Below are 23,798 nucleotides of genomic sequence, written 5' to 3' on the forward strand. Positions count from 1 at the left end.
TTCTGTACTGGGTGTACAGGTTCTGTCGTGCACGAGACGCTGCCGTCCCGAGGTGTGTGGTACTGACTGAAGCGGTCAGCCAGCGAGCTGGATTCTCAGATCTTTAAGACGGGTGGCAATGCTGCCATCGATGACGTCGTCACCGATTTGAACGCGGACGCCCCCGACAATTTCGGGGTCGACAACCTCGTTGATCGTGAGCCGACGCCCATAGCGCACCGTGAGGCTGGCTCGAAGGCGATCAACCTGCTCCGGAGCCAGCGCGGCGGCCGACGTGATCGTGGCGATCGAGCTGTTCGACTGGTCCGCGACGATGGATGCGGCGTAGCGCAGCAATTCCCCAATGCGGCGGCCGCGGGGCTGCTGCACCAGGTGCCGAACAATCGCGAGCGTCTGTTCGGAGACCTTGCCGGCCAGGAGGGCGTCAACAACACTCACCTTGGCCGATGTGGTGCCGAGCTTGGAGGCGAGGGCGAGTTCGAGCTCGCCGTTGGACGACACGGTCTTGCCGAACGCGAACAGTTCCTCCGCGACCTGCCCGGGGACCGTGGCCGAAGAGGCGATCACCCGCAGGCCGAGGTCTTCGATGCCGGCCAGAAGATCGGTGTGGTTCGACCAGCGTGCGGCGGAGGCGGCTTGAAGCAGCTCCAGCGCGGTCGGCGTCATTGCGCCCGAGAAGATTGCGCTCACGAGGGTGGCCTTCGCCGCCGTATCCGCTGACGGGTCGACCAAAGCCGACCGGAGCTGTGACGTGTGGCCAATCACACGACCGGAGTTCAACAAATTGACGCCGGTCGCGAGGTCGTTCGTTCCCCCGGGACGGGACAGAACCGCCCGTGTTGAGACTAAGGCTTCCCTGGTGGCGCTACCCATTACCGGACCACTTTCTCCGAGGCCTCGAGGTCAGCCAGGAATCGGTCGACGATGCCGCTGGCCTTTTCGTCGTCGGTCAGGCTTTCGCCGATGACGCCGGAGGCCAGGTCGATGGCCAGTGTGCCGACTTCGCTGCGCAGTGAAATCACTGCGGCCTGACGTTCGGCCACGATCTGAGCCTTCGCCGTCGCGGTTACCCGAGCGGCGACGATGACGGCCTGCTCCTTGAGCTCGTTCACGATCGTCTGTCCGTCGACGCGGGCGGCGTCGCGGATCCTGCCGGCCTCGGCCCTCGCCTCGGCCAGCTGGGTCGTGTACTGCTCGAGAGCTGCTTCGGCCTTGCGCTGGGCGTCGTCTGCCTTGGCGATGTTGCCCTCAATGGCCTCCGCACGATCGTCGAGGATCTGGCGGAAACGCGGGATCGCGAAGCGCACGAAGAAGACCATGACGACCAGGAAGACAACAGCCGACCAGGTGATGTCGTAGATGGCAGGAAGGAACGGATTCGTTTCCGCTTCTGCTGCCAGAACAAGCTCAGGCATGGTGGCGATCCCTAGACGAAGATGAAGAAGACGGCAACACCGATGAATGCAAGGAGCTCCGTGAACGCGATGCCGAGGAACATGGTGACCTGGAGACGGCCTGCGAGTTCGGGCTGGCGAGCCATGGCTTCAACGGTCTTTCCGGCGACGATACCGATGCCGATACCCGGGCCGATCGCGGCAAGACCGTAGCCTACGGTGGCGATATTGCCGGTGATCTCGGCAAGAATGGTGGATTCCACTATGTGTGTCCTTTCAATCGAAAACGGCGTCGGTCGACGCAGTTGTGTGTGTCAGTGCTCTTCAGCCACGGCCTGTTGGACGTACACCGCGGTCAAGAGGGTGAAAATGTACGCCTGGAGGATGAACACGGCGAACTCGACGAAAGTGAAGATGAACCCGAACGCCAGCGTCCCGATTCCGAAGAGCCCCAACCAGCCACCTGCAGTGAAGATGAAGAAGCTCGTCGCCCCGAAGCACAGCACGAGCAGGAGGTGCCCGACCATCATGTTGAGCAGGAGTCGCAAAGCGAGCGAGATCGGCCGCACGATAAAGATATTGATGAACTCGATCGGGGCGAGCAGGATGTAGATCGGCCACGGCACACCGGCCGGGAAGAGCGAGTTCTTGAAGAACTTGGCGGCGCCGAGCTGCTTGATACCCGCGTAGATGAACACGACGTAGGCGACGAGACCGAGCAGCAGGGGCATGCCGATGAGTGCCGTGCCCGAGATATTCAGGGCCGGGATTACGCCCGTGACGTTCATCGCAAGGATGCCGAAGAACATGCCGGCTAACAGGGGCAGGTAACGGCGACCCATCTCCTTGCCGAGGATCTGATCGGCGATCTGCACCTGGACAAAACCCAGTACAAGCTCGGCGATGCTCTGACCGCGGCCAGGGACCCGGGATGGTTTGCGCAGGGCGAGCCAGAAGAGCAGGAGCATCACGGCTATGGCGAGGATGCGGACCAGGATGATCCGGTTAATCTCGAAGGGCGTGCCCTCAAAGAACAACGCGGGGAGACCAAGGAACTCACTGATGCCCGGAGCCTGAAACTCATCGCCGGTAGCCATGGGAACCAGTAAGTTCGCAGCGTAATACAACAGCGCTATCTCCTGTTTCTGTGCGGATGCACAACGGCGACAATGGTCAAGTGTGGTCTTTGGCACAGTGGATCACACTGCGGCCTGTGACAGTTTTTTGACTCTATCAACTTTCGCTCACGGCGACTAATCGACCGCCCCTGTTCCGGTCAGGACCTGGGGTGGTCGGAGTTTTTCGGGAGCACGGCGTCACTCACGTAGCCCAGATGGGAGCGGAAGACCACCAGGACGTCGACGATCATGGTGCCGATGGCTCCGGCAATGACGGTGATGAACAGAACTGTCGTCTGCACGAAGGTAGCATCACGAAGCAGAGCGAGTATCACGATGAACACGACGATTTTCAGCAGCCATGCCCCCATCACGATGCCGAAAAAAGCGGCAATGTCGAACCGCATGGCCCCGATGATGCTCACGGCAGTGATCGAAGCGAACAGCACGGCAAGCGCGGTGCCGATGAAGGCACTGATGAGGCCTTCGGTTGACGCGAAAAGGTAGCCGAGTCCGCCGCCGACGATCGCGATGGCAATCGCGAGGAAGCCTGTGTATCGAAGGACTGCGGTCAGGACCCCCCTGGCGTTCGATGGCACCGCTCGGAGCGTGGTGGGCAAGCTGGTGGGATCGGGTGCGTTCATACGTTCTCCTCCACCGTCGCCGACGCCTCATCGAGGCGGTCGAGTCGGGCGATTTCTTCTCTGTGTTCGGCCGTTCGGGCGAGCTGGCTGGCGGACTCGACGGCCTTGCGCCGACTCAATGGAGACAGCGTGACGAGGGTGCAGATCAGCAGCCCGACGATCAGGAAAATTGTGGCATACCAGGTGGGCAGCCCGAAATACACCGGGAGCAGAAAGTAGAGCAGGCAACCGACGGATGCCGCCGCGGTCCAGCCGTAGAAGATCAAAACGGCATGCAGGTGCGAATGGCCCATGTCCAGTAGCCGGTGGTGCAGGTGCTTGCGGTCGGCGCTGAAGGGTGATTTGCCGGCCCGGACGCGCCGGAACACCGCCAGACCGAAGTCGAGAAGCGGAATGATCAGGATGGCGACGGGCAGGATGATCGGGATGAACGCCGGGAAGAGCTGCGACCGGTTCACGGCGGTCGGGTCGACCTGGCCCGTGATCGCGATCGCGGACGTGGCCATCAGCAGACCCACCAGGAGGGCGCCCGCATCACCCATGAACAGTTTCGCCGGCCGCCAGTTGAGCGGCAGGAAGCCGATGCAGGCACCCACCAGGACGGCAGCGATCAGTGAGGCGAGGTTGAAGTAGTTGCTCGGGGAGGTGTCCCGGGCCAGCAGGTAGCTGTAGAGGAAGAACACGCCGTTCGCGATGAGCGCGACGCCGGCCACGAGTCCGTCGAGCCCGTCGATGAAGTTGATCATGTTCATCACGATCACGATCACGATCACGGTGATCAGGATCGACATCCAGGACGACCCGACGGTCAGCCCGCCGATCGGCAGCGACAACACCTGCACGCCCTGCCAGGCGATGAGGCCGGCAGCGATGAACTGCCCGGCCAGTTTGGTCATCCAGTCGAGGTCCCAGAGGTCGTCGGCCACTCCCAGCAGCACGATCAGCAGGGCTGCACCCAGGATGGCGAGGATCTGCTGGGGGTCACTGAAGATTAGTCGCAGCGGCGCGAAGCGGGCCGCAACCAGGTAGGCCACACCGAAGGCGGCGACGATGCCGACGAAGATCGCGATTCCGCCGAGGCGGGGCGTAGGCCGCGTGTGCACATCGCGCTCGCGGATCTTCGGGTAGAGGCGGTAGCGGTGACTGAGCTTGAGTACAAGAACTGAGAACCCGAAGGTCACCAGGGCCGAGACCAGGCTGAGCAGGACGAAGACGGTCATGGCTAGCGTGCGTCTGCCGCGGGATCGACCGGTTCGGCCCTCACTTCGGTGGCGGGCTCGGTGGCCGGCTCGGTGGTGGTTTCGGCAGCGGGCTTGTCCGCAGGCGCGCCGAACCCGATCGGCGCGAGCGCCTCTCCGATGACGGCTTCGATGGCCTCCCGTGAGATCACGCCGTTCCGCACGATGACGACCTTGCCACCGTTGGAGTCGAAGCCGGAGGCATCCACGATGGTCGACGAGGTATCCCCCGGCCGGTCGCCGATGGGTTCGTAGCCGAGTCCGGCCGTTCCGCCGTCGAGGTAGACGGCCACGCTGCCGCCGAGCATCTCTTCGGCGCCTTCCGCGTCGATCGCGGAGGGCCGGCCGCTGGTGTTGGCGGATGACACGGCCAAGGGTCCCGTCTCGGAGAGGAGGTCGAGGGCAACCGGGTTGCTCGGCATCCGCAGGGCCACCGTGCCGCGGGTGTCACCGAGGTCCCAGGCGAGCGACGGCTGGGCGTTCAGCACCACCGTCAGACCACCGGGCCAGAACGCGGAGACGAGCTCGCGCACCGGTTGCGGAATGTTCTGGGCCAGGGCGTCGAGGGTGGGAATTCCGGGGATCAGCACGGGCGGCGGCGAGGAACGGTCGCGGCCCTTGGCGTCGAGAAGGCGCTGCACCGCCTCCGGGTCGAAGGCGTCCGCGGCGATGCCGTAGACCGTGTCGGTGGGGATGACAACGAGCGCGCCGCGGCCGATGGCCGAGCGCGCGAGCCTCATGCCGGCCGCGTATTCCGTGTCAACCGAGCAGTCATAGATGCGAGTCATTGTGCCTGATTCTACTGCAGCCCCCCAGAGGGAACCGCCCTCACCGATCGGCGGGAACGGGGGCGAGGGCCGTGGTGGCGCGGTCGCGGGTGGTGTAGTCGCGGTGAGTGGCCGGGACGCGCCAGCCGTCGGCGGCCAGGAGGGCACGGATCTGCGCCCCCTGCAGCTCACCGTGCTCGATCACGATCTGGCCGCCAGGACGCAGGAGGCGCAGGGCCGTGCGGGAGACGTGCCGCACCACGTCGAGCCCGTCGGGGCCGCCGAACAGGGCGCGGGCCGGGTCGAAGAGGCGTACCTCGGGGTCGCGCGGGATCGCATCCGTCGGAATGTAGGGCGGGTTGGAGATGACCACGGCCACGGTTCCGTCGAGTTCGGTGAGCGCGTCGGTGAGGTCGCCGAACACCAGCGTGGCATTCGGCGCGGCTACCTGCTCGAAGTTGCGGGAGGTCCAGGGGAAGGCCTCCGGCGAGTTCTCGACCGCCCAGATGCGCGCGTTCGGCACCTCGACCGCCAGGGAAAGGGCTATCGCGCCGCTGCCGGTGCCGAGGTCCACCCCGATCGGCTCCGCGTCGGGCAGTGCCCGGAGCGCGTCGATGGCGAACTGCGCCACCTGCTCCGTCTCGGGGCGGGGAACGAACACGCCCGGTCCGACGAACAGGTCGAGGGAGCGGAAGGGTGCCCGCCCGGTGATGTGCTGCAGCGGCTCGCGCAGGCAGCGGCGACGAACGAGTTCACGGATGGCCGCGGCATCCGTGGCGCCCAGGGCGGTGCGCAGGATGGCGGCGGCCTGCACCTGGCCGCGGCTCTGGGCGAGAACGTGACCGATCAGGAGATCGGCGTCGACGTCGGGGTCGCTGATCCCCGCCTGGGAAAGGGAGTCGATGGCCCGGGTGCGCAATTCGGCAATGTCGGTGGGAACAATGTCGGTAGGAATTGAGCTGATGGGAATGGAATGGTGGCCGTGCGGAGTTGTCACGTATTGAAATGTAACGCACGCACACGCCCAATGCCGGAGCCGTAGGCTGGGCGAGGTTCCTGACCCCGATCGAAAGGCGACCACCGATGCCCGCACAGATTTACTCCGATATCACTGCTGCAGTCGGCAAGACCCCTCTGGTCAAGCTAAACCGACTCACCGCCGGCCTCGACGCGACCGTGCTGGTGAAACTGGAGTTCTACAACCCCTCGGGCAGTGTGAAGGACCGGATCGGGATCGCGATCGTCGATGCGGCCGAGGCCTCGGGCGAGCTGGCTCCGGGTGGAACCATTGTCGAGGGCACCAGCGGCAACACCGGGATCGCCCTCGCCATGGTGGGCGCCGCCCGCGGGTACACGGTCATCCTGGCGATGCCGGAGACCATGAGCCGCGAACGCCGCCAGCTGCTGCGCGCCTACGGCGCCCGGATCGTGCTGACGCCGGGCTCCGACGGCATGCGCGGCGCGGTCACGAAGGCCGAGGAAATCGCGGCCGCCACCCCCGGGGCGATTTTGGCCCGCCAGTTCGACAACCCGGCCAACCCGGCCATCCACTACGCGACCACCGGCGTCGAGATCTGGGACGACACCGCGGGAGCCGTCGACATCCTCGTCGCCGGAATCGGCACCGGAGGGACCATCACGGGCACCGGCCAGCTGCTCAAGGAACGCAAGCCATCCGTACGCATCGTCGGCGTCGAGCCGATCGACTCCCCCATCCTCACCGGCGGCAAGCCCGGACCGCACAAGATCCAGGGTCTCGGCGCCAACTTCATACCGAACGTTCTCGACACGCACGTCTACGACGAGGTCACCGACGTCACGCTCGCCGACTCCGTGTCCACGGCGCGCGCGCTGGCAACGGATGAGGGCATCCTCTCCGGCATTTCCGGTGGATCGGCTGTCTGGGTGGCAATCGAACAGGCCAAGCGCCCCGAGAACGCCGGCAAGACCATCGTGGTCATCATGCCGAGTTTCGGCGAACGGTACCTCTCCACGGTGCTCTACGAGGACCTGCTGGACTAGTCGGCGAAACCGGGCCGGCGACGCAGCGAATGGGTGTCTTTTCGAGCATCCGTGAGGACCTGGCGATGGCGCGCGCCCACGACCCGGCCGCCCGCAGCAACATCGAGGTGTTCCTGGCGTACAGCGGTCTGCACGCCGTGTGGTCGTATCGAGTGTCCCACCGGCTGTGGGAGGCCGGATTGCGGCTCCCGGCCCGGCTCCTGTCGCAGTTCACCCGGTTCCTGACCGGGATCGAGATCCACCCCGGCGCCCGCATCGGCCGGAGGCTGTTCATCGACCACGGCATGGGCGTGGTGATCGGGGAGACCTCGGACATCGGCGATGACGTGATGCTCTACCACGGGGTCACCCTCGGCGGGAAGACCCGGCACGGGGTGGCCCGGGGGGAGAAGCGGCACCCCACCCTGCACGACGGGGTGACGATCGGCGCCGGCGCCAAGGTGCTCGGGCCCATCGTCATCGGCGCCTGGAGTACCATCGGCGCCAACGCGGTGGTGACCCGGGATGCCCCACCCAAGTCGCTGCTGCTGGGGATCCCGGCCATCGTGCAGCCGGCCAAGACCGATACCATCGAATCCGCCCGCGGGCTGCTGCCCGGCGACGACTGAGGGACAGAGACCAATGACCACCGATACCGCCGCCCTCACCCTCCCCGTACTCGACCTCTCGCGGCTTGACCGGGGCGATGCGGAGGCGGAGGCTTTTCGGGCCGATCTGCGGGAGGCCACCCACTCCTTCGGGTTCTTCTACCTGACCGGTCACGGCGTGCCCTCGGACCTCACGGATCGGGTCATGCGCACCGCCCGAGCCTTCTTCGCCCTCCCCGAAGCCGACAAGATGGCGATCGAGAATCTGAGGAGCCCGCACTTCCGCGGCTACACCCGCGTGGGCGGCGAGCTCACCCAGGGTACGGTTGACTGGCGCGAGCAGATTGACATCGGGCCGGAGCGCCCGGCACTTCCGCGGCCCACGGATGCCGACTACCGGCGTCTCGAGGGACCGAACCAGTGGCCGTCCAATCTCCCCGCGCTACGAGAAGTGATGACCCTCTGGCGCGAAGAGCTCACCGCGGTCGCCCTCCACCTGATGCAGGCCTGGGCGCTGTCGCTCGGTGCCGACGAGAACGTGTTCGACGCGGCCTTCGCCGAGAAGCCGTTCACCCTGATCAAGATCGTGCGCTACCCCGGCAAATCCGATCCCACTCCCCGGCAGGGCGTCGGCGCGCACAAGGACTCCGGGGTGCTGACCCTCCTGTTTGTCGAACCCGGCAAGGGTGGCCTGCAGGTGGAGAAGGATGGCGACTGGATCGACGCTCCCCCGCTCGACGGCGCCTTCGTGGTCAACATCGGCGAGCTGCTGGAGGTGGCCACGAACGGCTACCTCAAGGCCACCGTGCACCGGGTGATCTCGCCTCTGATCGGAGACGACCGGGTCTCGATTCCGTTCTTCTTCGGCCCCGCGCTCGACGCGACCATCCCGCTGCTCAGCCTGCCGGACTCCCTCGAGGCGCCCGGGGTCACGGCCGACCCGAACAACCCGATCTTCTCCACCTACGGGGAGAACGCCCTGAAGAGCCGACTGCGCGCGCACCCGGACGTGGCGGCCATCCACTACTCCGACCTCGCCGAGTAGCCACCGCAGCCGCCGCTGCCGGCGCAGCGATCGTCGCTGCCTAGTGGCGCTACGGCTGGAGGCGCTCCAGCGCCCAGCCGCCGCCCTCCAGTGCCGTGAAACGCAAGCGGTCGTGCAGCCGGGACGTGCGGCCCTGCCAGAACTCGATCGCGTGCGGAATGACCCGGAACCCGCCCCAGTCGGTGGGCCGCGGGATCTCCATGTCGTCGGGGTAACGCCGCTCGACCGCGCGCACCTGCTCTTCGAGCAGTTCGCGGCTCACGATCGGTTCCGATTGCTCACTGGCCAGGGCGGCGATGCGGGCGGGCCGCGGACGACGCGCGAAATAGGCGTCGCTGACGGCGGCATCCGTGGCGTGGGCAGTGCCGTAGACGATCACCTGGCGCTGCATCGGGTACCAGGGGAATAGCAGCGTCACACCGGAATTCTTCCGAAGCGCGCGCCCCTTGCGCGAGTCGTAGTTGGTGACGAACTCGAACCCGCTTCCGTCGAGCCCCTTGAGCAGAACCGTGCGGCTGCTCGGCCGCCCGTCGGGGTCGATGCTGCCGACGACCATGGCGTTCGGCTCATACAGCCCGGCCCCCTCAGCGGCCGCCAACCAGGTCGCGAACTCGAGCATCGGGTCAGAGTTCACCTGCGCCTCGGTCAGGCCCACAGCGCCGTAGTCGGTGTGACTCGTCAGGGATTCCATCAGCATCCTCGCCTCGTTGTCGAACGGTGGATGCGAAAAGCCCCGCCGCCGTTCTCTCCAGACTACGAGAGACCGGCGGCTGGGCAACCGCTGCGTGCGGGGTTGGTCAGTCGTGATCACCGATCTCGGCCAGCCGGGTGGCTTCGTCGGCCGTGATGCAGGAGTCGATCACGGCGTCGAGGGCGCCGTTCATGACCGTGTCCAGGTTGTAGGCCTTGTAGCCGGTGCGGTGGTCCGCAATCCGGTTCTCCGGGAAGTTGTACGTGCGGATGCGCTCGGACCGGTCCATGGTGCGGATCTGGCCCTTGCGCACGAGGGAGGCGGCGGCGTCGATTTCTTCCTGCTGCCGGGCAAGAACGCGGGCACGCAGAACGCGCATGCCGGCTTCCTTGTTCTGCAGCTGGCTCTTCTCGTTCTGCATGGCCACGACGATGCCGGTCGGAAGGTGGGTGATGCGCACGGCGGAGTCGGTCGTGTTCACGGACTGGCCGCCGGGGCCGCTCGACCGGTACACGTCAATCTTGAGGTCGTTCGCACTGATCTCGACCTCTTCGGGCTCGTCGACCTCAGGGAAGACGAGCACTCCGGCGGCGGAAGTGTGGATGCGTCCCTGCGACTCGGTGGCCGGCACTCGCTGAACGCGGTGCACGCCCCCCTCGTACTTGAGGTGCGCCCAGACGCCCTCGGCAGGGTCGCTCGCGTTGCCCTTGATGGCGAGCTGGATGTCTTTGATGCCGCCGAGGTCGCTCGTGGTCTGCTCGATGATCTCGGTTTTCCAGCGCTTCGACTCCGCATAGTGCAGGTACATGCGGAGCAGGTCGGCGGCGAATAGTGCGGATTCCGCACCGCCCTCCCCCATCTTGATCTCCATGATCACGTCGCGGGCGTCGAGCGGGTCGCGCGGAATCAGCAGGCGCCGCAGCTTTTCGGCCGCGTTTTCCAGCTGCTCGACCAGACCGGGGATCTCCGCGGCGAAGTCGGCGTCCTCGTCCGCGAGTTCCCGCGCGGCATCGAGGTTCTCGCCGATCTCTTTCCACTCGTGCCAGGCCGCGATGATGCGGCTGAGCTCGGCATAACGACGGTTGACCTTCTTCGATCGGGCTGGGTTCGCGTGCAGCTCGGGATCCGCCAGCTGAGACTGGAGCTCATCGTGCTCAGCCAGCAGAGTCAGGACAGACTCGAACATCAGTGATCCTTGTCTGACCCACCGAGGGTGGGCATCGACTTCTGAACCTGCATCAGGAACTCGACGTTGGACGTGGTCTCCTTCAGACGACCGAGGATGACCTCCAGTGCCTGCTGCTGTTCTAGCCCGGCGAGGGCGCGTCGCAGTTTCCAAGTGATCTTGACTTCGTCCGCGCTCATCAGCATTTCTTCACGCCGGGTGCCGGATGCGTTGACATCCACCGCGGGGAAGATGCGCTTGTCGGCCAAGTGGCGCGACAGGCGGAGCTCCATGTTGCCCGTGCCCTTGAACTCCTCGAAGATAACCTCGTCCATCTTGGATCCGGTCTCCACCAGGGCGGAGGCGAGGATGGTGAGCGAGCCACCGTTCTCAATGTTGCGCGCCGCGCCGAAGAAACGCTTCGGCGGGTACAGCGCGGACGCGTCGACGCCGCCGGAGAGGATCCGGCCCGACGGCGGGGCCGTCAGATTGTAGGCGCGGCCCAGGCGGGTGATCGAGTCGAGCAGCACGACGACGTCGTGGCCCAGTTCGACGAGACGCTTGGCGCGCTCGATAGCGAGCTCGGCGACCGTGGTGTGGTCTTCGGCGGGACGGTCGAAGGTGGAGGCAATGACCTCACCCTTCACCGTGCGCTGCATGTCGGTGACCTCTTCCGGACGCTCATCGACCAGGACGACCATGAGGTGGACCTCGGGGTTGTTCGTGGCAATGGCGTTTGCGATCTGCTGCATGACGATGGTCTTGCCGGCCTTGGGCGGTGCGACAATCAGGCCGCGCTGTCCTTTGCCGATCGGGGCGACCAGGTCGATGATCCGCTGCGTCAGCTTGCCCGGCTCGGTTTCGAGGCGCAGCCGCTCCGTCGGGTACAGCGGGGTGAGCTTCTGGAACTCGACGCGGTTCGCGGCCTCTTCGACGGTCAGGCCATTTATGGAGTCGACCTTGACGATCGCGTTGTACTTCTGGCGTCCGCTCTGATCGCCTTCGTGCGGCTGGCGGATGGAGCCGACGACGGCGTCGCCCTTGCGCAGGTTGTACTTCTTGACCTGGCCGAGCGAGACGTAGACGTCGCTCGCACCCGGCAGGTAGCCGGAGGTGCGCACAAACGCGTAGTTGTCGAGGATGTCGAGGATGCCGGCGACGGGGATCAGCACGTCGTCGTCGTTCAGCTCCGGCTCGAAGTCGTCGCCGGTGGTGACGCCGCGACGCTTGCGGTCACGGAAACGGTTGCGGTTGCTACGGCCGTTCAGGTCGTCTTCGAGTCCGGCGCGGTCGGGACCGGCGTTGCGCTCCTGACCCTGACGCTCTTGGCCCTGGTTGCGGTCCTGGCGGTCCTGACCCTGACGCTCCTGGCGGTCCTGGCGGTCCTGGGCGCGATCCTGGCTCTGCTGGGCATGGCGGTCCTGACCCTGGTTGCGGTCCTGACCCTGGTTGCGGTCCTGATTCTGATGGTCCTGGCTCTGGCCCTGGCCGCGGTTGCCGGTCTGGCGTTGCTGACGGGCGGTCTCCTCACCGCGCTCGGCGCTACGCTCGGCGCCCTGCGTGCGGTCGCCCCCGCGGCTGCGGTTGCGGTTGCGGCCCTGTCGGGGCTGTTCCGTCTGCTCGGACAGTTCGCCCTGATCGGCGTGGTCGCCGCGCTCGGTCGATTCGGCCTGATCGGTGACGACGGTCTCGACCGGGGCGTGCTGCTCGGTTCCGGTCTCGGTGCCGGTATCGGTGCCGGACTGGGTTCCTGTCTCCGTGGCGAATTCGTCGGCGTTGTTGCGCGCGTCGATGCTGTTGCGGGCGCCGCCGTTGCGGCCACCGCGTGAGCTACCGCGACGCGACCGGCCGGAACCGGTGGTCTCGGGTGCCGCCTCGGTGATCTCGGGGATCTCCTCGGCCACGACTGCGGTCTCGGCGACCGCCTCAAGCGGGGCAGCAGCCTCGGTGATTGTTTCAGTCTCAACGGTGGGGGCCTCGGTGTCCACGATGGGGGCGGCGGCGGCTTCGGCCGCTGCCTTCACGGTGACCGACGTGGCACGTTTGCGAGCCTGGCGGACCGGCTTCGTGGCCGGGGCTACGGTCTCGGTCACGGGTGACTCCGGCAAGGCGCCGGCATAGGTGGTGGGGGCAGTGGTGCGGCGGAGGGTCGCGGCGTCATCCGGAACGATCATGCCGATGCCCAGGTCGCCGTCAGCGTTGACGTGCGCCACGGCGGGAGCCGTGGTCGCGGTGGAGGCGCGGCGGGACACGCGCTTGCGCGGCGCGGCAACGGTGACGTTGGCAGCAACGTCGGTGGTCGAGGCCGCGTCGGTCGAGGCGTCGGCCGCGGGAATCGCCTCTTCGACGGGAACGGCGGCCGTGGTGTCGGCGGCCGTGGTGTCGGCGGAGACACCCGAGGATGCGCTCTTGGCCTGCTCGGCGGTGATTGCTCCTACGAGCTCTCCCTTGCGAAGCTTTGATGCACCCGGGATACCCAGCTCGAGCGCCAGAGCCAGAAGCTCGGCGACGCGAAGGGTGGTGAGGTGCGAGGAATCCGCACCGGGGGTGAGGAGGTTGACGTCAGTCACGAAAAATGTCCTTTCCCCTGGCGTCATGCGTGCTGGCCAGGGAAGCTGTTGCAGCGTCTCACGCGCTGCGGGTGGTCCAATCCCAAAGTGATGTGGATTGAAGTGAACACACACAGCTACGCATAGATGATGCGATAGCAGTGAGTTACAGGGAATGCACCGGAGAAGAGAGCCGGGCGTTACGCGGTTCCATCGGGTGCACTTTTACTGTAGCAGAACGTAAGAACGCCGAGGACCGACCGGATACGGCGTGTCCTTGGCTTTCAGATACTCCTTGACATGAGTGAGTCCTCACAGCCGTCAGCGATGAGTCACCGCTGCCGGGTCCAACCGGCTCGGTGCTCCGGCCCGCGTCCCGAACGAATTCGACGGAGATGTTGGCTCACCGAGAAACAACAGATCAAGCTCGCCTGGGTCGTTCACACCAACCCGGCCCTGGGCCGGGCCTACTACCTCAAGGAAGGCCTCCGGCTGGTCTTCAAGCTGCCCCGCGACGAAGCCGCCGAGGCTTTGGATAAGTGGATTAGCTGGGCGCGCCGCTGCCGGATCCCGTCGTTCGTGAAACTCCAACGCTCCATCGTCAAGCACCGGGCCGCGATCCTTGCATCGATCGAGCACGGCCTCTCCAACGGCCGCATCGAGTCCATGAACACCAAGATCCGACTGCTCACCCGAATCGCCTTCGGCTTCAAATCACCCGACGCCCTCATCGCCCTCGCCATGCTCAGCCTCGGCGGCCACAAACCCGCACTCCCGGCCGGGATTAACCCACGGTTACGACAGGAGAGCCGAGATTCTGCCCGAATCGGCCCTGAAAACTCCGAAAAGGCAGTTGTGAACGAGAATCTCCGTCGAATTGGTTCACCACCGGATCGGGCGCTGCGCCTTCGAGGAACACTGCCCGGGCGGTGCAGTCGACTGACCGACCGGGAGCGACACAACCGATCGATTCGGACTCGCTTCTCTAACGCTCGGTGCGGGTGACGGTTGCACCCAGCACGTCGACGGCCAGCATCAGCGCCTGCCAGGGCGTTTCGGACTCGGCGGCGACGAGCTCGGCCGCGACGAGTCGCTGCCCTGGGTCACTGGCCAGCACCAGGATCGATGGGCCGGCGCCGGAGACGACGGCGGCGAAGCCGTGCTCCCGGAGCAGGGTGATCAGCCGGTTGGTCTCCGGCATGGCGGCGGCACGGTAGCTCTGGTGCAGTTTATCCTCGGTGGCCGCGAGGAGCAGTTCGGGGCTCTGGATCAGGGCCGCGATCAGCAGGGCCGAGCGCGACAGGTTGAAGACGGCGTCTTCGTGCGGCACGCTCTCGGGCTGCAGGCTGCGGGCGAGCGCCGTGGACATGGCGTGCTCCGGAACGAACACGAGCGGCTTGACGCCGCGGTGCACCATCAGCTTCTTGTGGCGCGGTCCGTCGGGTGTCATCCACGCGATCGTGAGACCACCGAACAGGGCGGGCGCCACGTTGTCGGGGTGCCCCTCCATCTCAGTCGCGAGGGCCAGGAGCGCCTCCGCGTCGATGTCGACGATGCCCTCGAGCAGGCCCTTCGCGGCCATGATCCCGGCGACGATGGCGGCGCCGGACGAGCCCATGCCGCGGCCGTGCGGGATCTCGTTGTGGGCAACGAGGTTCAGTCCGGGCAGTTCCTGGCCGTAGGCGGCGAAGGCGTGGATGAGGGCGCGCACGACGAGGTTGGTCTCATCGGTGGGCACCACGCCTTCTCCGACGCCGTGCACCTCGACCGTGACGCCCGGCTCATCGCGAACGGAGACCTGGAGGTGGTCGTGGTGTGCCAGGGCCAGACCCAGGGTGTCGAAACCGGGGCCGAGGTTGGCCGTGGTCGCCGGCACCTGCACGGTGACGGAACGGCCCGAGAGCACCGACTTGCCGGAGAGGGCCTCGGCGATGGTCATTTCTGGACCAGCCCGAGGACGCTGGCGATTTCGGCGGTGTCGACAGGCACGATGGTCGGCTTGACGTCGGAGCCGTCCGCGGTGCGGAGCGCCCACTGCGGGTCCTTCAGACCGTGGCCGGTGACCGTGAGTACCACGGTGGAGCCGGCCGGGATGAGCCCGGCTTCGGCGCGTTCGAGCAGGCCGGCGACGCTGATCGCAGAGGCCGGCTCGACGAAGATGCCGACCTCGGCCGACAGGATGCGGTAGGCCTCGAGGATCTTATCGTCGCTGATCGCGCCGAAGTAGCCGTCGGTCAGGGTACGCGCGGCGAGGGCGAGGTCCCAGGATGCCGGGTTGCCGATGCGGATGGCGCTGGCGATGGTCTCCGGGTGGTCGACGCGGTGGCCGAGCACGATCGGGGCGCTGCCAGCAGCCTGGAACCCGAACATGCGCGGCAGCTTCGTAGTGGCGCCGCGCTCGAGCTCTTCGGTGTACCCGCGTGTGTAGGCGGTGTAGTTGCCAGCATTGCCGACGGGGACGATGTGGATGTCCGGCGCGTCTTCCAGCACCTCGACGACCTCGAAGGCGGCCGTTTTCTGGCCTTCGATCCGGTCGGGGTTGACCGAATTGACCAGGTGCACGGGGTAATTCGCGGAGAGGTCGCGGGCGATGTCGAGGCAGTCGTCGAAATTGCCCTGCACCTGCAGCAGCTGCGCGTTGTGTGCGATGGCCTGGCTGAGCTTGCCCATGGCGATCTTGCCCTCGGGCACCAGCACGACGGCCTGGATTCCGGCGTGGGTCGCGTAGGCGGCGGCCGACGCGGAGGTGTTGCCGGTGGACGCGCAGATGACGGCCTTGGCACCGTCTTCGACGGCCTTGGAGATGGCCATGGTCATGCCGCGGTCCTTGAAGGAACCGGTCGGGTTCATGCCCTCGTACTTGATCCAGACCTTCGCGCCCGTGCGAACGGAGAGCGCCGGAGCCGGAATCAGCGGGGTGCCCCCCTCGCCGAGAGTGATGATGGGCGTCGCATCCGTGATGTTGAGGCGGTCCGCGTACTCGCGCAGCACGCCGCGCCACTGCCGGGAAGCCGTCTTCACGACTGGTTTCGGCAGAGTCTCTCGTTCGCTGGACATCAGGCTCCTTCAACTCTCAAAACGGATGCGACATTGGTGACGAATCTGTTCGCGGCGAGGTCTGTCACGGTGGCCGCCAGGGCGGCCTCCGTAGCCTCGTGCGTTCCGATAACTAGGGTAGCCGTGGCGGAGACGGCGGAGCGACTCGCGGTGCCCGGCTGGGCCGGCGTCATCGACTGCTCGACCAGTGCCAGGGACACGCCGTGGTCGCTGAACACGCTGGCGAGCGTGGCGAGAACGCCGGGTTCGTCGGTGACTTCCAGGGTGACGGCGTAGCGCGTGACGATCTGGCCGATGTCGAAGACCGGCAGGTCGGCGTGCTGGGACGCGGGAACGCCGGGGCCACCGGCGATGTGGCGGCGGGCCAGTGACACCAGGTCGCCGAGCACGGCGGACGCCGTCTCCACTCCCCCGGCGCCGGCGCCGTAGAACATCAAGCTGCCGGCCGACTCCGCTTCGACAAAGACCGCGTTGTTGGCGCCGTGCACGGAGGCGAGCGGGTGGCTGCGGTGAACCATGGCCGGGTAGACCCGGGCGGAGACGCCCTGCTGGCCGCTTTCGGCGTCGACGAGGCGTTCGCAGATGGCGAGCAGCTTCACGACGTAGCCGGCCTTACGGGCTGAGTCGATCTGCGCGGGCGTGATGGCGGTGATGCCCTCGCGGTAGACGGATGCGAGCGGCACGGTCGTGTGGAAGGCGAGGCTGGCCAGAATGGCCGCCTTCTGCGCCGCGTCGTACCCGCCGATGTCGGCGGTCGGGTCGGCCTCGGCGTAGCCGAGGTCGGTGGCCAGGGCGAGAGCCGCCTCGAGGGTGTCCCCCTCAGTGTCCATCCGGTCGAGGATGAAGTTGGTGGTGCCGTTCACGATGCCGAGGATGCGGTTGACCTGGTCGCCGCCGAGACTCTCGCCGAGCGGCCGAACGATCGGGATCGCACCGGCCACGGCCGCCTCGTACTTGAGCTGTGCGCCGACCTGGTCGGCGGCGGCGAAGAGTTCGGGCCCGTGGGTGGCCAGCAACGCCTTGTTGGCGGTGACGACATCCGCCCCCGATTTGATCGCCATCAGAATGTATGAGCGTGCGGGCTCGATGCCGCCCATCAACTCGATGACGACGTCGGCGCCGAGGATCAGGGTCTCGGCGTCGGTGGTGAACAGCTCGCGGGGCAGGTCGACGGTGCGCTCGGCGTCGACGTCGCGCACCAGGATGCCGACGAGCTCGAGGCTGGCACCCACCCGGTTGGCGAGTTCTTCACTGTTTTCGAGCAGCAGCCGGGCGACCTGGGCGCCGACGGAGCCGCCTCCCAGCAGTGCGACGCGCAGATTGCGGTATTCGATCATCGGGCGGGTTCCTTCGGTAGATCGGTCGAGCCGGTGGTCGAGCCGGTGGTCGAGCCGGTGGTCGAGCCGGTCGAGCCCGAGACCCCGGTGTCGCGGGCGAGCAGGTCGGCGATAGTCTCGCCGCGCACCAGCATCCGCGGGATGCCGTCGGCCACCGCGACCACGGCCGGCCGGCCGAGGAAGTTGTAGTTGTTCGACAGCGACCAGCAGTAGGCGCCGGTGGCCGCGACGGCCACCAGGTCGCCCGGGGCCACGTCGCCGGGGAGATAGTCAGCGTCGACGACGATGTCGCCGCTCTCGCAGTGCTTGCCGGCGAGGCGCACCAGCACCGGGTCGGCCGCCGACACGCGGCCGGCGAGCCGCACGGTGTAGTCGGCGCCGTAGAGGGCGGGGCGGGCGTTGTCGCTCATGCCTCCGTCGACACTGACATAGAGGCGCGGGTTGCCGGCCACGTCGACGGACTTGGTGGTTCCGACCTCGTAGAGGGTGATTCCGGCCGGGCCGATGATGTAACGTCCCGGCTCGAAGGCGACCACGGGCACCGGGATGCCGAGGGCGCTGCACTGCGCGGCGACGATGTCGGCCAGGATGGCCGCGAGCTCGCCGATCGGGGTGGGGGTGTCGGCCAGGGTGTAGGCGATGCCGAAGCCGCCGCCGAGGTTCAGCTCGGGGACGGGGCCGCCTGCGAGCAGGGCGGCGTGCACGGCGAGGAGGCGCGACGCGGATTCGGCGAAGCCGTCGGCGCCGAAGATCTGCGAGCCGATGTGGCAGTGCAGGCCGCGGAAGCCCAGGCTCGGCTCGGCCCGGATGAGGCCCACCAGCGCCGCGGCGTCATCGAGCGTCACGCCGAACTTCTGGTCTTCGTGCGCCGTGGCGAGGAATGCGTGGGTGTGCGCGTGCACGCCGCTGTTCACGCGCAGCCGAACGGCCTGCACGATGCCGTGCCGGGCGGCGGCCGCGGCGACGCGCCCGATTTCGACCAGGCTGTCGATCACGATGGTGCCGACGCCGACGCGGCAGGCCTCGTCGATCTCGGCCAGGGATTTGTTGTTGCCGTGATAGCCGAGCCGGTTCGGCGGGCTGCCGGCCGCCAGCGCCACGGCGAGTTCGCCGCCGCTGCAGACGTCGATGTTGAGACCTTCGGCCAGCATCCAACGGGCGATCTCGGTGGACAGGAACGCCTTGCCGGCGTAGTAGATGTGCACGCTCGTGCCGATGCGGGCGAACTCGGCCTCGAAGGCGGCGCGGAGCGAGGCCGCGCGGGCGCGGGCATCCGTTTCGTCGACCAGATAAAGAGGAGTGCCGAATTCGGCGGCCAGGGCGGAGGCGGTGCAGCCGCCGATGAGGAGTTCCCCCTGCGGGGTGCGGTCGATGGTGGCCGGCCAGAGGCCATCGGCGAGCGCATTGGCGTCGTCGGGCAGGCAAAGCCAGTCGGGGGCGAGCGGGTTGGTGGCCACGGGTGAAAACCTCACGGGAAATGTCGAGTGGGTGTCTCACTGAGTGGCGAGCGAACCCGGATTGGTCCCTGAAGCCAGTGAACGGATGCCGTCGGCTGCGACCGGGGACCTGTCCCGAGTGTAGCGAACGCCGCCGGTGCGCACCGAATCGCGTTACGTCCCGCTGCGTGGCGGGCTGCGCGGGCTGGGCAGCGGGGCGGGCCGCGATCAGACCAGCGCGGCGGTTTCGGCCACGTCGACGATCCACGCCTCCGGGTCGCTCATGACCGACGAGCCGCTGCTAGTCCAGATGCGCCGCATCTTGAGGAGCATCTTCTCCGCCTCCCGGACGGAGCCCAATTCCAGGTCGACCATGACGAAGTTCGGAACAGTCACCGAGCGGAGGATCGTGTAGCGGATCACCCCCGATCCGCGGCGGTCGGCCGGGTCCAGGTCGAAGGCGCGTTTCCAGCGGTCATAGTCGGGCACTGGGTGCTGAATGCGCAGGACAGTCATGGAGCCTCCTCGAACAAGCGAATGCGCGACCGGCGGTTCCTTCCAGCCTACGACCCCGCGGTCACCGTGTCAGGCCCCGGTTTGGTCACGGTTCGAACGGTCCGCGAGCGGCGCGGCGTGCCGCTCACGGCTCAGCCCGCTCCGCAGCCGCCGAGGGTTGTCAGCGACTGACGGCTCAGCGTCAACGAGCTCGACTGCAGCGTGAGTCGCGCTCGATCCGCGGTCACGTTCACTCCGGCGAGGGTGACCCCCTCGGGGAGGTACTGGGCCACGCAGATGCGGAGCGGTTCCTCACCCAGAACACGAGACAGCAGGTTGCCGGCGTCGATGCTGCCGCCGCCTGAGGTGACGCTGGCACCGCTCGGCGTGAGCAGCAGTGCGTCGGCGCCCACGCTCGGCGTCGCCGAGGCGCGGTAGCCGATCGGGAAGCCGAGCACCTCCAGGCTGCCGCTGTAGCTGATCTCGTCCTTCCCGAGTTCGACGCCGGCGTCGGGGACATTGCTCGGCAGAGCCTGGCTCAGCAGGGTGTTGAGGGAGTCGGGTTCGAGGTCGATGATGCCGCGCACGTCGCCGACGGGCTGGGATTGGTCGAGCGGGACATCCGTCGCCACGACGTGCACGGATGCCGGCACGCCGTCCACGGTCAGGGTGCCTGATTCCAGGGCCACCCGGTCGAAGCTGCCGCCGAGGTACTGCGCGATGACCGACAGGCCTCCGATGGAGACGGCCACGTCCCCGGTCACGGTGTCGGGCAGGTTCGAGGCGATCTCCTGCTCGATCTGGCCCTCGGCGTAGCTGCGCAGTCCCCCGTCGACGAAGAAGAAAGCAGCGACGAGCCCGACCACGACCAGACCCGCGACGATGAACGCCCCGAGCCCGCGACGACGGGATTTCCTGGCGGACGCGTCCATGCCTACATGCGTTCCGGTGCGGAGACGCCGAGCAGGCCGAGGCCGTTGCGGATGACCTGGCCGGTGGCGTCGTTGAGCCAGAGCCGGGTGCGGTGCAGGTCGGTGATCGGTTCGTCGCCGAGCGGGATCACCCGGCAGCTGTCGTACCAGCGGTGGTAGTAGCCGGCAACCTCTTCGATGTAGCGGGCGATACGGTGGGGCTCGCGCAGTTCGGCGGCCTGCGCGACGACGCGCGGGTATTCCTGCAACACGCCGAGCAGGGCCGATTCGCTGTCGTGGGTGAGCAGCTCTGGGGCGAATGCGGTGCGTTCCACCCCCGCGGTGGCCGCGTTGCGGGCGACTGAGCAGGTACGGGCATGCGCATACTGCACGTAGAAGACCGGGTTCTCGTTGGTGCGCTTGCCGAGCAGGTCGAGGTCGATGTCGAGCTGGGTGTCGCTGCTGGACCGCACCAGGGAGTAGCGGCCGGCGTCCACGCCGACGGCGTCGACGAGGTCGTCGAGGGTGACGATCGTTCCGTTCCGTTTGCTCATGCGCACCGGTTCGCCGTTGCGCAGCAGGTTGACCATCTGTCCGATCAGGATCTGCAGGTTCACGCCGGGCACGTCGCCGAACGCCTCGACCATGGCCATCATGCGTCCGACATAGCCATGGTGGTCGGCGCCGAGCATGATCAAGTTCTGGTCGAAACCGCGCTCACGCTTGTCGAGGTAGTAGCCGAGGTCGCCGGAGATGTAGGCCGGTTCGCCGTTGGAACGGATGATGACGCGGTCGCGGTCATCGCCGAACGTGGTCGTGCGCAGCCAAATGGCCCCGTCTTCTTCGAAGATGTGGCCCTGTTCGCGCAGCCGTTCGATGGCCCGGTTGACGGCGCCGGACTCGTGCAGGGAGTCTTCGTGGAAGTACACGTCGAAGTCCACGCCGAAGCCGTGCAGCTTCTCCTTGATCTCGGTGAACATCAAATCGACGCCGACGCTGCGGAAGACTTCCTGCTGCTCATCGCGGGCCAGCACCGCGATGTCGCCTTCGTGGCTGGCCACGACCTGGTCGGCGATGTCTCCGATGTAGGCGCCGCCGTAACCGTCTTCGGGGGTGGGCTCGCCCAGGTAGCCGGCGAGCACGCTGCGGGCGAAGCGGTCGATCTGCGAGCCGTGGTCGTTGAAGTAGTACTCGCGGGTGACGTCGGCGCCCTCCGCCTGCAGCACCCGGGCCAGGCTGTCACCCACGGCCGCCCAGCGCACGCCGCCCATGTGGATGGGGCCGGTGGGATTGGCGGACACGAATTCGAGGTTGATCTTGAGGCCGTCGTAGAGGTGCCCGGTGCCGTAAGCGGGGCCCGCATCGACGATGGTCTTGGCGAGTGCGCCGGCGGCGGCGGCCTCGAGACGGATGTTGATGAAGCCGGGTCCGGCGACGTCCACCGAGGCCACGTCGGGAAGCTGTTCCAGGCCGGCAGCCAGTTCGGCGGCCACCTCGCGCGGGTTGGAGCCGAGTGGCTTGGCGATCTTCATCGCGATGCTGGAGGCCCAATCACCGTGGTCGCGGTTTCTCGGACGCTCGAGGGTGACATCCGCCCCGGTCAGGTTGACGTCGGTCACGTCGATTCCGGCCTCGCGTCGACGCTCGCTCAACTGGAGGATGAGGTCGAGCAGGGATTGGGAAAGCTCAGCGGGAGTCACGACAAGCAAGCTTACCGGCCCGGTCACAGACAACCCTCTTGGTAAGGTCAAGCGTGACTCACTCCCTCTCGCCCAGACTCCCGCGCGGACGGCTCCTGCGCACCACCCTTCTCCTTGCCACCGGCACGGTCGCCGTCGTGGCGCTGGCTGCCTGCGGTTCGGGTTCCACCCCGGAAAGCAGCCCGTCGGCAGCGTCGCCATCATCTACTCCCGGGTCGACGTCGGACGCGACGCAGACACCGGGGCCCACCGCGACGCCGACGCCCACCCCCACGGCAGCAGGCACCCCGGTCACATTTACCTGCGACCAGGTGCTCACCCTCGACGACGTCTACGCCTTCAACCCGAGCTACGGCACCGCCCCCGGTTTCGAGCCGACCATCGCCGCGGGTCAGACGGCGGCAGAGTACCAGGGGCTGAATTGCGGACTGCTCAATCAATCCAGCGACGGAACGATCGAGGTCTCGGTGACCCAGCCCAACGACGTGCTGCTGTCGCAGCTGAAGAACGATGCCATCAGCTCCAGCCAGATCGTTCCCACGTATGGCACGCCGCCCGCCGTCGAGGGCTATTTTTCGGCTGCCGGCGGCACTGGTGTGGCTCAGGTCTTCACCTCCACCTACTGGATCACGGTGGGCTCGAGCGAGTTCGTCGAGCCGGGCGACGCCGAGTCACTCGTTTCCGCGGCGATCGCGAACCTGCAGTAACACGCCCGGGCGGACCGCGCGGCGGAACCCACCTGAACCTGCCCGAACCTGCCGAATTCGGCCTTTCCGGTCGAGTTCGGGTGGTGTGCCGGGCGGGCTCGACCGCATCCGTCGAACTCGATGCGGAACATCGCCTGCCCGGATGCTGATAACCTAGTGTTTTCCCTGGCCCCCATAGCTCAGGGGATAGAGCACTGCCCTCCGGAGGCAGGGGCGGCAGTTCGAATCTGCCTGGGGGCACAACAGTCAGAGTTCGTGCGAACACTCGGGTCGCGGGCTAATCGGTGACAAGATCTGAAGGCTTTGTTACGCCGTTTGCCCACACTGGCCCACAGTTTCTCGCCGCCGACTCGTGGCCCTGGCGTTCGACTACGCCAGGATGCGTGACCCGGTAGGTGTGCGGCATGAAGCCCTCGCCGACGAGGCTCGGCGTCGCTATGCCGTGGTCGCACCGGTCACCCGCGCTACCGACAGGTCAGCGATGACCATTGAGCCACACCGGGGCGGGACCGCCGCCATCCGATGGGTACGCAGATCAGCTGAGGAGCGCGACGGGATCACGTGGACGTCGGCGCCCGCGGCGGTCGGTCGGGTCTGGGAGCACGTCGTCGGAGCCCCACCGCAACGACTCGAGACCGCGGTACTTACAGACGATGGCCGGGGAAGGGCTGCCACCAAGACCTTCCCCCCGTTCGAATCCGGAGGCAGCGAGGTTGCTGTGCCCCGGCCCCTCCGGAATCGCGTGCAACGCGGAGAATACCGCTACCGCCTCTGAAGCTCCGGGCCCGGTGGTGGACCGGTTCGACGGAGATTCTGGTCTGAAACCACATTTTTGGGTTTCCTGGGGCAGTTTCGGGCAGAATCTCCGTCGAATTCGTTCGGGAGAGAGTTGCTGCTCAGCCTGTGACGAGAAGACACGGGAGTCCCGGAACGCT

22 protein-coding genes, 1 tRNA gene and 1 pseudogene are annotated in these 23,798 nt (G+C 66.9%); 6 read left to right on the forward strand and 18 right to left on the reverse strand.

All coding sequences use genetic code 11. From position 1 onward, the window contains the following. Positions 1-75 precede the first annotated feature (75 nt). From CXY81_RS04205 to prmC, 8 genes are all read right to left on the reverse strand, one after another. On the reverse strand, positions 76-873 hold the full coding sequence (locus CXY81_RS04205; RefSeq protein WP_104194076.1) for a F0F1 ATP synthase subunit delta: 798 nt from the start codon (positions 871-873) through the stop codon (positions 76-78). Continuing rightward, the gene (locus CXY81_RS04210; RefSeq protein WP_104194077.1) at positions 873-1,415 is read right to left on the reverse strand and encodes a F0F1 ATP synthase subunit B; all 543 of its coding nucleotides are present in this window, start codon (positions 1,413-1,415) and stop codon (positions 873-875) included. Before CXY81_RS04210 ends, CXY81_RS04205 begins: the two co-directional genes overlap by 1 nt. 11 nt (positions 1,416-1,426) lie before the next feature. After that, positions 1,427-1,657 carry an ATP synthase F0 subunit C gene (gene atpE, locus CXY81_RS04215; protein ID WP_174720104.1) on the reverse strand — a complete coding sequence of 77 codons (231 nt, stop codon included), beginning with the start codon at positions 1,655-1,657 and terminating at the stop codon, positions 1,427-1,429. A 51-nt stretch (positions 1,658-1,708) separates the two neighbouring features. Then, positions 1,709-2,491 carry a F0F1 ATP synthase subunit A gene (atpB, locus tag CXY81_RS04220; RefSeq protein WP_104169784.1) on the reverse strand — a complete coding sequence of 261 codons (783 nt, stop codon included), beginning with the start codon at positions 2,489-2,491 and terminating at the stop codon, positions 1,709-1,711. 179 nt (positions 2,492-2,670) lie between these two features. Then, positions 2,671-3,156: a hypothetical protein gene (locus CXY81_RS04225; RefSeq protein WP_104194078.1), complete on the reverse strand. Its 486-nt coding sequence runs from the start codon at positions 3,154-3,156 to the stop codon at positions 2,671-2,673. Then, complete coding sequence (locus CXY81_RS04230) at positions 3,153-4,376, reverse strand: MraY family glycosyltransferase (RefSeq protein ID WP_104194079.1); 1,224 nt, start codon at positions 4,374-4,376, stop codon at positions 3,153-3,155. The genes CXY81_RS04225 and CXY81_RS04230 overlap by 4 nt, the downstream gene beginning before the upstream one ends. 2 nt (positions 4,377-4,378) lie before the next feature. Continuing rightward, positions 4,379-5,182: an L-threonylcarbamoyladenylate synthase gene (locus CXY81_RS04235; RefSeq protein WP_104194080.1), complete on the reverse strand. Its 804-nt coding sequence runs from the start codon at positions 5,180-5,182 to the stop codon at positions 4,379-4,381. Between the two features lie 40 nt (positions 5,183-5,222). Beyond that, positions 5,223-6,104 (reverse strand): peptide chain release factor N(5)-glutamine methyltransferase, encoded by an 882-nt coding sequence (gene prmC / locus CXY81_RS04240; protein WP_233193981.1) that lies wholly within the window; start codon positions 6,102-6,104, stop codon positions 5,223-5,225. 140 nt (positions 6,105-6,244) lie between these two features. Here prmC and cysK point away from each other — a divergent pair, with 140 nt between their 5' ends. The 3 genes from cysK to CXY81_RS04255 are packed head-to-tail and all read left to right on the forward strand — an operon-like array spanning position 6,245 to position 8,815. After that, a complete protein-coding gene (gene cysK, locus CXY81_RS04245; RefSeq protein ID WP_104194081.1) occupies positions 6,245-7,183 on the forward strand; it encodes a cysteine synthase A in 939 nt (312 codons plus the stop codon). 29 nt (positions 7,184-7,212) lie between these two features. Beyond that, positions 7,213-7,791 (forward strand): serine O-acetyltransferase EpsC, encoded by a 579-nt coding sequence (epsC, locus tag CXY81_RS04250; RefSeq protein ID WP_104194082.1) that lies wholly within the window; start codon positions 7,213-7,215, stop codon positions 7,789-7,791. A 13-nt stretch (positions 7,792-7,804) separates the two neighbouring features. Beyond that, positions 7,805-8,815, forward strand: coding sequence for an isopenicillin N synthase family oxygenase (locus CXY81_RS04255; protein WP_104194083.1), 1,011 nt, complete (start codon positions 7,805-7,807; stop codon positions 8,813-8,815). 49 nt (positions 8,816-8,864) lie between these two features. Here the strand turns inward: CXY81_RS04255 and pdxH are convergent, their stop codons facing one another. The 3 genes from pdxH to rho all read right to left on the reverse strand — a co-directional run bounded on the left by pdxH (position 8,865) and on the right by rho (position 13,241). Continuing rightward, positions 8,865-9,506 carry a pyridoxamine 5'-phosphate oxidase gene (pdxH, locus tag CXY81_RS04260; RefSeq protein WP_174843646.1) on the reverse strand — a complete coding sequence of 214 codons (642 nt, stop codon included), beginning with the start codon at positions 9,504-9,506 and terminating at the stop codon, positions 8,865-8,867. 106 nt (positions 9,507-9,612) lie between these two features. Continuing rightward, complete coding sequence (gene prfA, locus CXY81_RS04265; protein ID WP_104194084.1) at positions 9,613-10,692, reverse strand: peptide chain release factor 1; 1,080 nt, start codon at positions 10,690-10,692, stop codon at positions 9,613-9,615. Further along, complete coding sequence (gene rho, locus CXY81_RS04270; protein WP_369828338.1) at positions 10,692-13,241, reverse strand: transcription termination factor Rho; 2,550 nt, start codon at positions 13,239-13,241, stop codon at positions 10,692-10,694. Before rho ends, prfA begins: the two co-directional genes overlap by 1 nt. Before the next feature lie 321 nt (positions 13,242-13,562). Here rho and CXY81_RS04275 point away from each other — a divergent pair. Further along, positions 13,563-13,997, forward strand: a pseudogene (locus CXY81_RS04275) (transposase); the annotation flags it as partial. A 208-nt stretch (positions 13,998-14,205) separates the two neighbouring features. Here the strand turns inward: CXY81_RS04275 and thrB are convergent. From thrB to argS, 7 genes are all read right to left on the reverse strand, one after another. Beyond that, positions 14,206-15,159, reverse strand: a complete 954-nt coding sequence (thrB, locus tag CXY81_RS04280) for a homoserine kinase (RefSeq protein ID WP_104194086.1) — start codon at positions 15,157-15,159, stop codon at positions 14,206-14,208. Next, positions 15,156-16,277 carry a threonine synthase gene (thrC, locus tag CXY81_RS04285; RefSeq protein ID WP_104194087.1) on the reverse strand — a complete coding sequence of 374 codons (1,122 nt, stop codon included), beginning with the start codon at positions 16,275-16,277 and terminating at the stop codon, positions 15,156-15,158. The genes thrB and thrC overlap by 4 nt, the downstream gene beginning before the upstream one ends. Beyond that, positions 16,277-17,614: a homoserine dehydrogenase gene (locus CXY81_RS04290; protein ID WP_104194088.1), complete on the reverse strand. Its 1,338-nt coding sequence runs from the start codon at positions 17,612-17,614 to the stop codon at positions 16,277-16,279. Before CXY81_RS04290 ends, thrC begins: the two co-directional genes overlap by 1 nt. Then, positions 17,611-19,071, reverse strand: a complete 1,461-nt coding sequence (lysA, locus tag CXY81_RS04295; protein WP_104194089.1) for a diaminopimelate decarboxylase — start codon at positions 19,069-19,071, stop codon at positions 17,611-17,613. Before lysA ends, CXY81_RS04290 begins: the two co-directional genes overlap by 4 nt. 207 nt (positions 19,072-19,278) lie before the next feature. After that, entirely contained in the window at positions 19,279-19,566 is a 288-nt protein-coding gene (locus CXY81_RS04300; RefSeq protein WP_104169771.1) for a hypothetical protein, read from the reverse strand. Between the two features lie 131 nt (positions 19,567-19,697). Next, positions 19,698-20,477, reverse strand: coding sequence for a DUF2993 domain-containing protein (locus CXY81_RS04305; RefSeq protein ID WP_104169770.1), 780 nt, complete (start codon positions 20,475-20,477; stop codon positions 19,698-19,700). 2 nt (positions 20,478-20,479) lie between these two features. Beyond that, positions 20,480-22,156: an arginine--tRNA ligase gene (argS, locus tag CXY81_RS04310; RefSeq protein ID WP_104169769.1), complete on the reverse strand. Its 1,677-nt coding sequence runs from the start codon at positions 22,154-22,156 to the stop codon at positions 20,480-20,482. Between the two features lie 53 nt (positions 22,157-22,209). Here argS and CXY81_RS16010 point away from each other — a divergent pair, with 53 nt between their 5' ends. Then, entirely contained in the window at positions 22,210-22,863 is a 654-nt protein-coding gene (locus CXY81_RS16010) for an iron ABC transporter ATP-binding protein (RefSeq protein ID WP_146067613.1), read from the forward strand. A 168-nt stretch (positions 22,864-23,031) separates the two neighbouring features. Beyond that, a tRNA-Arg gene (locus CXY81_RS04320) sits at positions 23,032-23,103 on the forward strand. The last annotated feature ends 695 nt before the right edge of the window (positions 23,104-23,798 follow it).

This window comes from Cryobacterium sp. M25 (genome assembly GCF_002929635.1).
GTDB classification, from domain to species: Bacteria; Actinomycetota; Actinomycetes; order Actinomycetales; family Microbacteriaceae; genus Cryobacterium; species Cryobacterium sandaracinum.